At 65.0% G+C, this 12,865-nt stretch carries 13 protein-coding genes and 3 pseudogenes; 7 read left to right on the plus strand and 9 right to left on the minus strand.

Annotated features, from left to right (window positions below):
• Positions 1-689: 689 nt before the first annotated feature.
• The 3 genes from SNOUR_RS40965 to SNOUR_RS48960 are packed head-to-tail and all read left to right on the plus strand — an operon-like array spanning position 690 to position 1,860.
• Positions 690-974 (plus strand): transposase, encoded by a 285-nt coding sequence (locus tag SNOUR_RS40965; RefSeq protein WP_067357397.1) that lies wholly within the window; start codon positions 690-692, stop codon positions 972-974.
• Positions 971-1,285 carry an IS3 family transposase gene (locus tag SNOUR_RS48955; protein ID WP_312635718.1) on the plus strand — a complete coding sequence of 105 codons (315 nt, stop codon included), beginning with the start codon at positions 971-973 and terminating at the stop codon, positions 1,283-1,285. Before SNOUR_RS40965 ends, SNOUR_RS48955 begins: the two co-directional genes overlap by 4 nt.
• A gap of 32 nt (positions 1,286-1,317) precedes the next feature.
• On the plus strand, positions 1,318-1,860 hold the full coding sequence (locus tag SNOUR_RS48960; protein WP_312635720.1) for an IS3 family transposase: 543 nt from the start codon (positions 1,318-1,320) through the stop codon (positions 1,858-1,860).
• 166 nt (positions 1,861-2,026) lie between these two features.
• Here SNOUR_RS48960 and SNOUR_RS40975 read toward each other — a convergent pair whose 3' ends face one another.
• On the minus strand, positions 2,027-2,572 hold the full coding sequence (locus SNOUR_RS40975) for a hypothetical protein (RefSeq protein ID WP_067357399.1): 546 nt from the start codon (positions 2,570-2,572) through the stop codon (positions 2,027-2,029).
• Between the two features lie 14 nt (positions 2,573-2,586).
• On the minus strand, positions 2,587-2,898 hold the full coding sequence (locus SNOUR_RS40980) for a LuxR C-terminal-related transcriptional regulator (protein WP_079143272.1): 312 nt from the start codon (positions 2,896-2,898) through the stop codon (positions 2,587-2,589).
• A gap of 527 nt (positions 2,899-3,425) precedes the next feature.
• On the opposite strand from SNOUR_RS40980, the pseudogene SNOUR_RS40985 reads away from it, so the two are divergent.
• Positions 3,426-4,229: pseudogene (locus SNOUR_RS40985) on the plus strand (transposase family protein).
• Between the two features lie 7 nt (positions 4,230-4,236).
• Here the strand turns inward: SNOUR_RS40985 and SNOUR_RS46820 are convergent.
• Positions 4,237-4,548 (minus strand): hypothetical protein, encoded by a 312-nt coding sequence (locus tag SNOUR_RS46820; RefSeq protein ID WP_159426070.1) that lies wholly within the window; start codon positions 4,546-4,548, stop codon positions 4,237-4,239.
• 87 nt (positions 4,549-4,635) lie between these two features.
• Between SNOUR_RS46820 and SNOUR_RS40995 the strand changes: the two genes are divergently transcribed.
• Positions 4,636-5,804, plus strand: a protein-coding gene (locus SNOUR_RS40995; protein WP_099055771.1) for an IS3 family transposase whose coding sequence is annotated in 2 segments (ribosomal slippage) — positions 4,636-4,888 and positions 4,888-5,804 — 1,170 coding nt in all. Because the reading frame shifts where the segments join, the coding sequence is not laid out codon by codon here.
• Positions 5,805-6,027: 223 nt separating this feature from the next.
• Positions 6,028-6,264: pseudogene (locus tag SNOUR_RS48965) on the plus strand (GntR family transcriptional regulator); the annotation flags it as partial.
• Positions 6,265-6,708: 444 nt separating this feature from the next.
• Here the strand turns inward: SNOUR_RS48965 and SNOUR_RS41000 are convergent.
• The gene (locus SNOUR_RS41000; RefSeq protein WP_067343085.1) at positions 6,709-7,473 is read right to left on the minus strand and encodes a transposase family protein; all 765 of its coding nucleotides are present in this window, start codon (positions 7,471-7,473) and stop codon (positions 6,709-6,711) included.
• 73 nt (positions 7,474-7,546) lie between these two features.
• Here SNOUR_RS41000 and SNOUR_RS41005 point away from each other — a divergent pair.
• Positions 7,547-8,284 (plus strand): annotated as a pseudogene (locus SNOUR_RS41005) (aminotransferase class I/II-fold pyridoxal phosphate-dependent enzyme); the annotation flags it as partial.
• A 13-nt stretch (positions 8,285-8,297) separates the two neighbouring features.
• Here SNOUR_RS41005 and SNOUR_RS41010 read toward each other — a convergent pair.
• The 5 genes from SNOUR_RS41010 to SNOUR_RS41025 all read right to left on the minus strand — a co-directional run bounded on the left by SNOUR_RS41010 (position 8,298) and on the right by SNOUR_RS41025 (position 12,701).
• Positions 8,298-9,062, minus strand: coding sequence for a transposase family protein (locus tag SNOUR_RS41010; protein WP_067343085.1), 765 nt, complete (start codon positions 9,060-9,062; stop codon positions 8,298-8,300).
• 217 nt (positions 9,063-9,279) lie between these two features.
• Positions 9,280-9,942 carry an IS630 family transposase gene (locus tag SNOUR_RS48970; protein WP_312635726.1) on the minus strand — a complete coding sequence of 221 codons (663 nt, stop codon included), beginning with the start codon at positions 9,940-9,942 and terminating at the stop codon, positions 9,280-9,282.
• Positions 9,915-10,304 carry a helix-turn-helix domain-containing protein gene (locus SNOUR_RS49440; protein ID WP_376738571.1) on the minus strand — a complete coding sequence of 130 codons (390 nt, stop codon included), beginning with the start codon at positions 10,302-10,304 and terminating at the stop codon, positions 9,915-9,917. Before SNOUR_RS49440 ends, SNOUR_RS48970 begins: the two co-directional genes overlap by 28 nt.
• Positions 10,305-10,726: 422 nt before the next feature.
• Entirely contained in the window at positions 10,727-11,464 is a 738-nt protein-coding gene (locus tag SNOUR_RS41020) for an IS630 family transposase (protein WP_312635728.1), read from the minus strand.
• Between the two features lie 538 nt (positions 11,465-12,002).
• Positions 12,003-12,701 (minus strand): transposase family protein, encoded by a 699-nt coding sequence (locus tag SNOUR_RS41025; protein WP_159426071.1) that lies wholly within the window; start codon positions 12,699-12,701, stop codon positions 12,003-12,005.
• Positions 12,702-12,865: the final 164 nt, after the last annotated feature.

Consider the following 12,865-nt stretch of genomic DNA (forward strand, 5'->3'; position numbering starts at 1 on the left):
AGTTCGGTGAGCTGGGCGGGGTTGGCCTGTCCAGGAGTGAGGCTGGTGACCGCAGGGGCGAGGTGAGGGTGGTCTTGCCGGTCGTGCGGTGGGTGCGGCGGCGCTTGAGCTTGATGGCCTGGACCGCGTGTGGAAAGGGCAGGGTCGGCCGGACCGTGTAGACCTTCAGGCGGCGGATCTTGTCTCTTCCGTGCGCCCGTTTGTGGGTGCGGTGCTGAAGTGGGGCCTCCTGTCAGGGCAGGTGCCGCAGCTGGCGGCGGGAGTGCCTCGGGTTGTCCTTGAAGGCTGGGATGGAGTGGGCGCCCCGGGCGGTGATCTGCTCGGCGTGGCTGGTCTGGGTGCGCATTGCGTCGGCGGTGACGACGTGGCCGTCGAGAGGGAGAGGACAGAACGCGACAACACGAATGCAGACATGGCAGACTGACGGCACATCGAAGCATCTCCGTTGTTTGCAGGCGAGTTGGTACAGTAGCTCACCCATATCAACGGAGCTTCGGCATTTCCGGTCACACTGCAGTTGACCAGCACATTCACGAGATCACAGCGACCTTGCAAGAGCCGTGCGCGTGCAGCACCACGCTTTTAAGAGCGTGTGACAATTCCTGTCGTGTGTCAACCCTTGTCAGCGGGTCGTCACGCTGCCTGTGCTTCCCCTCGTAGTGTGGAGATGTCCGCTATGAGGAAGTTTGATGTCAGAGATATGCAAGAGGTACGACGCGGAGTTCCGGGCCGGGGCCGTTCGGATTGTCCGTGAGACGGGGAAGCCCGTGGCACAGGTCGCGAGGGATCTGGGGATCAACGAGGGCACGCTGGCGACCTGGATCTCCCGGGAGAAGGAGGCCGCCCGGGCTGGCTTGGATTCTGATGAGCGGGCCGAGCTCGCGCGGCTGCGCCGGGAGATTCACGAGCTGCGGATGGAACGTGATGTCCTCAAGCGATCGGTGGTCCTGTGGGTGAAGGAGGCGACGAAGTGAGGGTTGCGGACTTCATCGCCGACCAGAGGGCCAGCCACCGGGTGCCGCACGCCGTCTCCTGCCGGGCCCTTGAGGTTTCGCAGTCCTGGTTCTACAAGTGGCTGGGACGCACACCATCCGCATGCGATGAGCGTCGCGCCGACTCGCCCTGGCGATCCGTGAGGTCTTTCGATGCCTCCGGCGGCACTTACGGCTCCCCGCGAGTCCACGTTGAGCTGCGCGAGCGTGGCTGGCGGGTGTCGAAGAACACGGTCGCGACGTTGATGGCCGAGCTCGGCCTGGCCGCGTCCCAAAGCGCCGGCGGTCGCTGACCCGGCAGGGCAAACGACCGGTCGCGCCGGACTTGGTCCAGCGGAAGTTCACCGCGCCGGCACCGGATGTCGCCTGGTGCGGCGACATGACCGAGATCGTCACCGACGAGGGCAAGCTCTACCTGGCCACCGTCATCGACCTGCACTCCCGCCGCCTGCTCGGCTACGCGACGGACGCCCACCACGACACCGAACTCGTGGTCGCCGCCTTGAACATGGCCGCCGCGACCCGCGGCGGCCATGTGGCCGGTGTCGTGTTCCACACCGACCGCGGCAGCGAATACACGTCAAAGATCTTCGGGGACGCCTGTGGTCGCCTGGGCGTGGTGCAGTCCATGGGGCGCGTCGGATCCGCCCTGGACAACGCGGTCGCCGAGGCAACGAACTCGACGCTGAAGGTCGAGTACATCCACCGGCACCCTTTCCGCATCCGGGCCGAGGCCCGCATCAAGATCGCGACCTGGATCACCGACTGGTACAACCCGCACCGCAGGCACTCTGCCTGCGACTGTCTGTCACCCATCGACTACGAAAACCGACACCACGCCAGGGAACAGCAGCCCCAAGCCGCTTAACAAAACCCTCCACACACAGAGGGGATGGACATCCGCACCATCTCCCCTACGGCCGCACGACAAGGAAACGACCGCGGGAACGATCATCTCGCCAACACATCGCCCACCGCAGCAAATTGCGCAGCAGAGTCGCCCTGGGGCAGGAGCGTCTGTCGGACGGCGCGCTTCAGGGGATAAGGCCACCGATAATGTCGACAACCACCATCAGTGCCGACTGGCCTCCCGTACCGAACCCGGCTGCCAGGGCATAGCCGACGGCCGCGTCCTGAGGCAGCGCCTTCGCGTCGTGCCGCCATACGGCCACCACCGTGCCGTCGCCGCGCGAAGCGAATGTTCCGATGCGGCGCTCATCCTTCAGCAGCTTGCTCTCGGCGGAGGAGCGTGGCACCAGCCGGTAGTCAGCGCCCTCGTACGTCACGTCCACGCGATAGGAGCGGCGCGAGAGCCGTCCCTTGGCGGGAGAGATATGCACGCTGGCGCCGTCGAGGCTCATGGTGAGCCAGGCCACCTCCCGTGTACCGATGGGGATGCGTTCGTCCACCTCCGCCCCCGGAAGGCGACGCAGCTCGACCCGGGGGAGCCGGCGGCCCTGGACCGTCAGCACCCCGCCGCGGGTGTCCAGGCCGATGTCGATCCGGCCGAAGAAGGGATCCTCGGCGGGGCCGCCGGGGCCGGGGCCAGAGAACGGGACGGGCTCGGGTTGATACTCCATATGTGAATCCTTTACTACCTGGCGTCTTGGTCGGGGCGGAGGAAGCCTTGTTGCTGGGCCTCGTTGATGGCGCCGAGCCGTCGCCGGACGCCCAGTTTGCGGTAGATGCTTTTGATCTGGGTGCTGATGGTGTTGGCGGAGACGTGCCGTCTGGTAGCGATCTCGTGCAGGGTGAGATCACTCGGTAGCAGCTGAAGCACTTCGAGTTCGGCACGGGTGAGGCGAGCGCCGTTCGCCTGCGTGCGGGTGCTGGCTTGCCCTTGGTGGGTGGTGAGGGACTGGCGTGTGAGTGGGATCGTGGTGCGGGAAGGTATGGAGTCGGTCATGACGTCTCCCTCGGGGTAATGGACGCAAGGACTGTGGGAGGGGCCGAGGGCGGCCGGGGTGTCTGCTGCGGCGAGACGGGCGTGGTGGCGGTTCCGGGGGAAGGGAGGGCGCCTGTCGGCGTCGAGGTGATGCCGCCGAGTGCCAGACCGGAGGTCGTGCTAGCGCTGATCACGTGGTGAGTGCGCTGGGCAGTACTTGGGTTGCTGCGAATTCGGTGGGAGTGAGGTCGGTGTTGCTTTCCCGGGCCCGGAAGATGCTTTGCCTGTCTACGGGATATCAGACCGCTAGCGAGAATTTGGAGCGCTGGGGTGGGGGCGCAGAGACGGCGAAGGGCGGCGTCTCTGCAGTTAAGATGAAGCCTGCTAAGACAAGAAGGCTACCGACGACCGGGCGGGGATGCTTACCAGGATCACATTAGAGCATTTTTGATGATGGAATAGTGAACCTCTTTCATCCCGTCTCTGGAAGGGTGAAGGAGCAGGTCAGAGGGGGTGGGGGTGACGAGGCAGGGCCCCTGGTCGTTGCCGTGGTGACTTCGCTCATCACACCGGCGTCCGAGGGGCCCTGTTGGTTCCGTATTTTTCCATGCTCGACGTCCCGCATGAGCTCGTCGAGCATGTCTCCTGGCTGATCTACGCCCGCAGGTGTGAGATCAACTCGCCGTGGCGGAGGTTGGGTTGCTTCAAGCAAGCCCTGCTGGTGTTGGCGCATCTGCGGAAGAATGAGACGTTCGCGCAGGTCGGAGCAGGGTTTGGTGTGTCGGAGGCGACGGCCTGGCGGTACGTCGGAGACTCTTGACCTCCTCGCCTCCTGGGCACCGGGCCTGCGTGAAGCCCTTGTCGGCTTGGGTGAAGGGGACTTCGTCATCGTTGACGGCACCTTGATCCCGACCGATCGGATCGCCGCGGACGAGCCGTACTACTCGCAGAAGCGCAGACGGCACGGGATGAACGTGCAGGTCATCGCCTCACCGGATGGCACACCCCTGTGGTTCTCACGCGCCACACTAGGCCGCACCCACGACCTCACCGCAGCCCGGGCCCACGGCATTGTCCAGGCCTGTCTGACCCGGCAGATCCTCGTCCTGGCCGACCGCGCCTACCAAGGCGCCGGCGCAACCGTCCGCACCCCTTACAAGAACCACCACGAACAACCCGAGCACTACCAACAGTTCAACCGCGGCCACGCCAGACTGCGAGCACCCGGCGAACGCGCCTTCGCCCAACTCAAGTCCTGGCGAGTACTACGGCACGCCAGATGCTCCACACGCCGCATCAGCACCATCGTCCAAGCCATCCACACCCTCCTGACCTGCAACTATTCAGGATGAAAGAGGTTCAGTGAACTTTATCGCGGAATATTATGGCGCCGCGTCTGTGGTATGTGGCGTGCGCCTCGACGGCCTGTTTCAGTGCAGTTTCTTGCGCAGTGCGTTCTTCTTCTGCCTCGACAACGAAGATGTGAATACCGCGGGTCCCGTCGGGCAGGCTGGTGGGAATGGTCACGTTCCAGTGCCTCATTGTTCCCTTTCCTTGTCGGCTGTGTTCAGGATTGGCGTTCGCGGCGTCACGAGCCAGACGGTACCGTCGCGCTGCCGCCTGTAGCTCCTGGGCGCGGTAATGGTGCTGGAGTTCGTGATAAGTCCACATTGAGGCCCCTTCTTTCCTGTGAGGAGCCCCGAAGTTCTCGGACAGCGGTCCCCATAGGATCGAAGTCCAGAGCGACGGAGAGAGCACGTGGCACAGAAGCGTAGGAAGTTCAGTCCCGAATTTCGGGACGAGGCGGTCAAGATGGTGGTTGTGGAGTCCCGCCCGATCGCTGAGGTCGCCCGAGAGATACAGGTGAACGAGGGAACGCTGGGCACCTGGGTCAGCCGGTACCGGCAAGAGCACGCCGGTGAGGAGCCCCCGTTGAACATCAGCGAACGTGCCCGCCTTCGCGAATTGGAACGTGAGAACCGGGAACTCCGTATGAAGACCGAGTTCCTGGGAAAAGCTGCGGCCTTCTTCGCCCAGGAATACCGGTGACGGAGAAGTACGAGTTCATCGACGGCGAGTCTGACAACTTTCCCGTGCAGCAGATGTGCGCCTGGGCGGGAGTGTCCACGTCGGGCTTTTACCATTGGAGATCGAGGCCATTGTCGGCCACGGCGAAGCGCCGTGCAGAACTGAAGACCGTCATCCTCCAGGTCTTCTCTGACTCGCAAGAGACCTACGGCTACCGGCGTGTCCACGCCGCGCTCCAGCGAATGAACGTGCAGGCCGGAGCAGAACTGGTCCGCGCGCTGATGCGCGAGCTCGGTCTGGTGCCGTGCCAGCCGCGGCCCTGGCGGGCGACCACGATCGCCGATGATGCGGCGCCGGCCACGCCAGACCTTCTGGCCCGTGACTTCACCGCTGACGCTCCCGGGCGCAAACTGGTCAGCGATATCACCTACGTTCACACCTGGGCCGGGTTCCTTTATCTCGCAACCGTCATCGACTGCCACACCAAAGCTGTGGTCGGCTGGGCGATGGCCGACCACATGAAGACCTCTCTCATATCGGATGCACTCGATATGGCGGCCCGGAACATCGACCTCGCCGAAGGCTGCATATTTCATTCCGATCGCGGCAGTCAATACACGTCTCGGGAACTTCGTCGTAAGCTCGGCTCGTTGGGCCTGCGAGCTTCGGTCGGCCGCACCGGTGTCTGTTGGGACAATGCGATGGCTGAATCCTTCTTCGGCGCCCTCAAAAACGAACTCGTGCACCGAACTACGTTCCCAACACTCGCACATGCCCACCGGGCGATCGTTCGCTACATCGAGATGTTCTACAATCGAAAACGCCTCCACTCCGGACTCGGCTACAAGACCCCCGCAGAAGTCCACGCCGAGTACGAGGAGTTGCAGGCAGTGACATAAGGAAAACCTTCAATACCGCTATCCGAGAAGCGCAGGGCCCCTCACTGAGACGGTCGAGGATTTCCGCGGCATGCTGTCGGGAAGCCTCCCGGCGGTCTAACGGCCGGGCGAGATCATGCGCGAGTGGGGGCGGATTGGGGGCTCCATCCGTCAATTTGGTATGACGTTATCCCGCTGAGAGTTGGGCGCCTTGATCCAATCGTGAGAAACTGGACTAATGCGGATGGGTGATGAACAGCTGATCGGGGCATTGGGGGAGTGGCGCCGACCCGGTGTTCCACTGGCCGAGGCGCTGGCTGCAGCGGTGCAGGAAGCGGTACTCGACGGCCGTCTGCGGACCGGAAGTAGCCTGCCTGCGGAACGCCGCTTGGCATCCGCTCTCTGCGTCAGTCGCGGCACGGTGACAGCAGTGCTGGCCAGGCTGCGTGACGGTGGGTGGGTGCATACCCGTCACGGCAGTGCGAGCACGGTTCGGCTGCCGACCGAAGCCGCCGAGCGAATCGCTCCCATCTCGGCAACCGGGGCGACGAACTCCATCGACCTGCGTCTCGCTGTGCCGGCCGCACCCCAGGCGCACTATTTGGCAGCAACTCTCCGGGCCGCGGAGCGGGCGGCTCCGCTGCTGGCACAGGACGGGGAACCGGGGCCAGGCCTGCCGGAACTGCGTACCCTGATCGCGGAGAGGTATACCCAGGAGGGCCTGCCGACCAGACCCGGGCAGGTCCTGGTCACCTCCGGAACACGGGCCGCGCTCGCCCTGCTTAGCGCGCAACTACGGCCCCGAGTCGCGGTTGTTGAGATCCCTACGTTCTTCGACGCACTCAACTTGTTGCGCGGCGTGGGCTCACGGTTGGTCGGCTGTCGGGTCACTACCGGTGGCTGGGACATGGAGCCTTTTCCAACCTCAGGTTGTGGTGTTGAGGGTCAGGGTGAGGATGGCTTGGGCGGTGTGGGTGATGCGGGTGGTGCTGCAGCGGAGCTTCCTGAGGAGACGCCAGTTCTTGAGGGTGGCCATGGCGCGTTCGCCGAGGGCGCGGATTTTTGCGTGGGCACGGTTGACGGCTTGCTGACCGTGGGAGAGGTGCTTCCAACGGCCGCGATACGGGACACGGACGGTGCCGCCGGCGCCTTGGTATCCCTTGTCCGCCCAGCATGTGACGCCACATGAGGCGAGAGCCTCGATGATGCTGTGGGTTCGGGCGGCTTTGATGTCGTGGACGGCTCCTGGCAGTGCGGGTGAGGCCCATAGGATCCGGCCGAAGGGGTCGGCGAGGACTTGCACGTTCATGCCGTGCCGCTTGTGTTTCCCGGAGTAGTACGGGCGGTCGGCGGCGACGCGGTCGATGGGGAGTAGTGTCCCGTCGAGGATCACGAAAGCCTTGCCTGCCGCGGTCTTCATCGCCTGCTGCAACGTCGGGGCAAGAGCGGCCAGGACGCCGATGCCCTCGTGGACGTAGCGGCACACGGTGGCGATACCGATCGCGAAGCCCGCTGCGAGGCGGGCATAGGTGTCCCCGCAGCGCAGGTGCGCCAGGACCAGAAGGGCCTGTCGGCCTGCAGTCAGCCGACGCCACCGCGTCCCGATCTGCCGACGATGGACTGTCAGGCGGCCGGCGAGGAACTGCAGGGACGCGCTGGACAGATCGATCGCCGACGGGTAGACAAGCACACGAAGCTCCTGGTGGGACACGGTTGATCTTGGTCGACAACCCGTCTACCAGGAGCTTCGTCGTTCCGTCCACCCCGCCCGAACCACACCCCCACCAACCACATCAGGTTGGAAAAGGCTCATGGACCGACTAGGGGATGCACTGAGAAGGGCACGCGGGGGGATTGCCTACCTAGTGCCAGATTTCCAGAACCCGACGGGCGCGCTCATGGCCGCTCGCACCCGGCACGCGGTTGCCGAACTGGCTGCCCGCCACGAGGTCGTTCTCGTGGTGGACGAGACCATGCGTGACCTCGATCTGCGTCATGACCACAGCCCTGAGCCGCGGATGCGACAGGCGATCCTGATCGGCTCGGCCAGCAAGACGGTCTGGGGCGGCCTGCGTGTCGGCTGGATCCGCGGCTCTGCACAGTTCATCGGCGAATTGAGCAGCAATCCGCTGTGCGGGTCGCTGTCCGCAGCACCGATGCAGCAAATGGTTGCTGTCGAACTGCTGAGTGATCTGGATACGGTAGTGGCGCGGCGCCGGACCGAACTGCGGGGGCAGAGAGATTACCTGAGCGGTCTGCTCACTGGAGACGATCGCTGGCGTTTCGCAGTGCCACCCGGCGGACTATCTCTGTGGATGCGGCTGGTCAACGCCCGGGCCGACATGGTCGTCGAGCGAGCCCGCGCGCACCGGCTCGACCTCGTACCGGGCCCGCACTTCGCAGCCGACGCAACGCTGACCCGCTACCTGAGAGTGCCCTTCACCCCGCCTCCGTCCGTGCTCGATCGCGTCGCAGCCGTATTGAAGGAGGGTTTGTATTGAGCCTTTTCCAACCTCAGGTTGTGGTGTTGAGGGTCAGGGTGAGGATGGCTTGGGCGGTGTGGGTGATGCGGGTGGTGCTGCAGCGGAGCTTTCTGAGGAGACGCCAGTTCTTGAGGGTGGCCATGGCGCGTTCGCCGAGGGCGCGGATTTTTGCGTGGGCACGGTTGACGGCTTGCTGACCGTGGGAGAGGTGCTTCCAACGGCCGCGATACGGGACACGGACGGTGCCGCCGGCGCCTTGGTATCCCTTGTCCGCCCAGCATGTGACGCCACATGAGGCGAGAGCCTCGATGATGCTGTGGGTTCGGGCGGCTTTGATGTCGTGGACGGCTCCTGGCAGTGCGGGTGAGGCCCATAGGATCCGGCCGAAGGGGTCGGCGAGGACTTGCACGTTCATGCCGTGCCGCTTGTGTTTCCCGGAGTAGTACGGGCGGTCGGCGGCGACGCGGTCGATGGGGAGTAGTGTCCCGTCGAGGATCACGAAAGCCTTGCCTGCCGCGGTCTTCATCGCCTGCTGCAACGTCGGGGCAAGAGCGGCCAGGACGCCGATGCCCTCGTGGACGTAGCGGCACACGGTGGCGATACCGATCGCGAAGCCCGCTGCGAGGCGGGCATAGGTGTCCCCGCAGCGCAGGTGCGCCAGGACCAGAAGGGCCTGTCGGCCTGCAGTCAGCCGACGCCACCGCGTCCCGATCTGCCGACGATGGACTGTCAGGCGGCCGGCGAGGAACTGCAGGGACGCGCTGGACAGATCGATCGCCGACGGGTAGACAAGCACACGAAGCTCCTGGTGGGACACGGTTGATCTTGGTCGACAACCCGTCTACCAGGAGCTTCGTCGTTCCGTCCACCCCGCCCGAACCACACCCCTACCAACCACATCAGGTTGGAAAAGGCTCATTGAGTCGGAACTGTTGGGTTGTCTATTCGAGGGTGTAGTGGACGTGGCGTGCGTGGAAGTAGCTGCGGATGATGTGGGGTTGGTGCTGGCGGCGCTACAGGAATCGGCGGGTTTCGTGGGCGAGGTCGTTGGCGGAGCGGGCGTGTGCGGCGTGGATGTGGCGCTTGACGTCGGCGTTGAGGATCTCGTCTGGGTCGAGTTCGGGGCTGTAGTCGGGCATCAGGTGCAGCTCGGCTCGTTCGGTGTTTTCCTCGAGCCAGGCTCGGATGGCCTTGCTGCGGTGGACGGGGTGCCGGTCGGCGATCACGTGGACCTTCCGGCCGCTTTGGCGGGCGAGGTGGTCGAGGAAGGTGGTGAAGACCTTCGAGGTGAACTTCTGGGTGAACACGGTGAAGTACAGGGCGCCGCGTGTGGCGATCGCGGACATGATGTTCACCTTGAACCGGCGCCCGGACACGCGCACGATCGGGGTCTGGCCCTTCGGTGCCCAGGAGGTGCCGGGCGGGGCGGTGTCCGAGCGCAGTCCGCACTGATCCGCCCAGGTCACCACCGCGTTCTCCGCCTTTGCCCGGGCGGCGATCGCCGGGTACTCCTCCCGTAGCCAGGTGTCCACTTTCTCCTGGTCCCGGCGGTAGGAGCGGCGGGCGGGGCGCTGCGGAGAGAGGCCGTGCCGGCGTAGCCACTTGCCCACCCCGCGTTCGGTCATCGCCACCCCGGTGACCATCCGGATCAGCTTCGCCACCAAGGCCTGGTCCACAACGGGCCGCCGATCAGGAGCTGTTCGGGCGTGTAGTCGGCCATCGCCTGGAAGAGGACCGCTCGTTCCTCATCACTGATCAGCTCATGCGGCCCAGGACGACGCACCCGCTTCGCGGCCAGGGCCTCACGCCCTCCGGCCTGGTAGGCACGCCACCAGGAGCCCACCGACCGCTCCGCGACCCCGAACCACCTCGGCCGCCTGCCGGTACGAGCCCACCGCCCCGGACTCCAGCGCGGCCACCACCCGCAACCGCACCACCTCCCGCCCCGAAGGAGCCACCCGCCGCAGATCCCCAGACTCAACCATGCCCCACCAACGAGAAGAACAACTGAACAGTTCCGACTCAATAAGAAGCTCATGGTGGCTCAGATCGCCACACGAACGACCATCGCGCAGTTGTTGCACCAAAAGTGCGTACCATTGGCGTCAACATCGTGACTGTCGCATCCGTAACAGGGGTCACTGACGAAGTTCGCCACCACGGACAAGCCTCGCCTAATTCGATCCTGGTTCGCCTTCTCAACGGCGTGGCGGTAGCACGGGATGCACAGGTAGTTCTCACGGAAGGGCAACTTGGCGGCACGCACGTTGCAGTGGGGGCAGAGCACTATGCCACCACCGTTCCGGTCCCCATGCAGCCTGAACACTGGATTTCGTCGCCCATGTCGGTCGGGATCTTCCCTACGCCCCCGCAGTCTGGACACGTCTTCTCGGCAGGCATGCCGTCATCGCTCATAGGGTTCCCCTCCTCTTGCCGAGTAATCCATTGTGCTTGTATTGATCAGGAACTCAAAGGGTTCTCGTTGAGGGTGTAGCGGACGTGGGGGCCGCGGAAGTAGCCGCGGACGATGTGGGGCTGGCGCTGGCGTCTGCGGAAGAATCTGCGGGTCTCGGCGGCGAGTTCGGCCTGGTTCCGGGCCCGGTGGCCTTTGGGGAGGCTGTGCTTGAGGTCGGCGTTGACCAGCTCGTCGGGGTTCAGTTCGGGCGAGTATGGCGGCAGGAAGTGCAGCTCGATCGCGTCGGTGTGGTCGGCGAGCCAGGTACGGACCGTCTTCGAGCGGTGAGCGGAGTGCCCGTCGACCACGAGGTGGATCTTGCGGTCGAACTGCCCGACGAGCCGCTCCAGGAAGCGGCACATCACGTCCGCGTCGAGGGTTTCGGAGAAGACCATGAAGTGCATCCGGCCCTTGGTGCTGATCGCGGACATCGCGTTGACCGAGAACCGGTTGCCGGTGCGCCGCACGATCGGGGTGTGCCCCTTCTCGCCCCAGGTCCGGCCTGTGACCTGGTCGGCGAAGAGGATCTCGGCGTTCTCGGCCTTCGCCTTCGTCCGGATCGCCGGCCAGGTCTGCTCGTGCCAGCGCCGTACCGCCTCGGGACTCTGTTCCACGGCCCGCTTGTCGGGCCGCTGAAAAGTCAGGCCCCACCGCTTGAGGTACTTGCCCACCCCGGGCTCGGTCAGCCGCACCCGGTACAGCTTCGCGATCAGGTCACCGACCACCACGGCCTTCAGCGACACCCCGAACACCGCCCCGCCACCGCCCGCAGACGCAGAACCCCCTGCGCTGACGGCGGCAGATGCCGTGCGTCCCTCACCAGATCACTCACACCCAGCTCAACGGCCAAGAATCACAAGTGTTTCGGATCAATAGTACAGGTTCGGCCGCCGGTTTGCCAAACTGCGGGGGCGGACCGACGAGGACGGGGCAAGTGCAGGGAGGGCGAGGGCCCAGGCTGCTGGGCCACAGACGTGACCGTCATAGGTGAATGCGTGGGTCATCACCGTACCCCTGCCGGCAAGCTCGGGTTCGGCAGGCCGCCTGCGGGTGCCAGGAAGGCCTCTGGAGCCCGTGGTAGAAGATCAAAACAAGTGCCTTTGCGTAGTCAGGAGTCGCGTGTTCCTTGGCGGCTGGAGGCTCGTGGTCACCGTGAGTGGTCGTCGGGGCATGGCGGCGCCAGGTGCCGCCTGCCTGTTCAGCGAGGTGTGAGTTCGAACAACAGCACCTGCGAGCAGATATACTCACCATCGCAGCATGAGGTCTATTCACGGGGTTTCATCAGCCTTTCTTGTAGAAAGCGAGGGCGGTGACGGTCTTGGTGACGAGAGTGAAGCGTGTGAGGGGGTCGCGGTAGCGGGTGGCGAGAATCTTCCAGTTCTTCAAGTGTGCGATGGCCCGTTCGACTGCGGCTCGGAGCGTGTTGACGGAGCGGTTGGCTCTCTTGTCCCCGGCGGATTGTTCCTGGCCGGGTGGCTTGCGTCTGGGTGTGAGGAGTCCGGAGCCGATGTAGCCCAGGTCGCCGATGCCCTCGCGTTCGGCGAATGCCTCGGGGAAGTGGGACTGGCGCCAGGCGTGGATGTCGTGCCGGCTGCCGGGCACGGGGGCGGAGACTGCGAGGAGGTCGCCGGCGAGGGTGACGGCGACTGCAGGTTGAATCCGGTGTCGCGGTGTTGCCGCAGAACATCGTGGTGCCCTGGGTTGTCCAGTCCCACGTCGTGACCAGGTGCCATCGACCAGGACGATCCGCCCGGCAGACGCCTTGGCCGGATCGGGAACGTGGCGGGCCAGGACCTTCTCCACCACCGGCAGCAGGGCCGTCCATCGTCTGGAGACAGTGGCCTGGGAGATCCCGAACAGCTCGGCGGCCGCCTCCTGCACCGGGTTCTGCCGCAGCAGGAACAGCACCAGCACCACCGACTTGTACAGGCCCAGCGCCCACATCCGCCCCGGTGACACCGGCGGATCCGGGTCCTCCACGAGCTCTTGGTGGACCCGTGTGACCAGCCCATCAAGTTGATCGGCATCCAGCCCTGTCGTAACGTTCCAGCCCAACGGCCCTGCCCCGGCAGAAAACTGACGTCGTCGCAAACGTCACGCTACCCAGCAGGGCCGCCCTCGTGATCAAGAACAGCAGGCCGAAA

Origin of the sequence: Streptomyces noursei ATCC 11455, from assembly GCF_001704275.1 — a bacterium.
In the GTDB taxonomy this organism is placed as follows: domain Bacteria; phylum Actinomycetota; class Actinomycetes; order Streptomycetales; family Streptomycetaceae; genus Streptomyces; species Streptomyces noursei.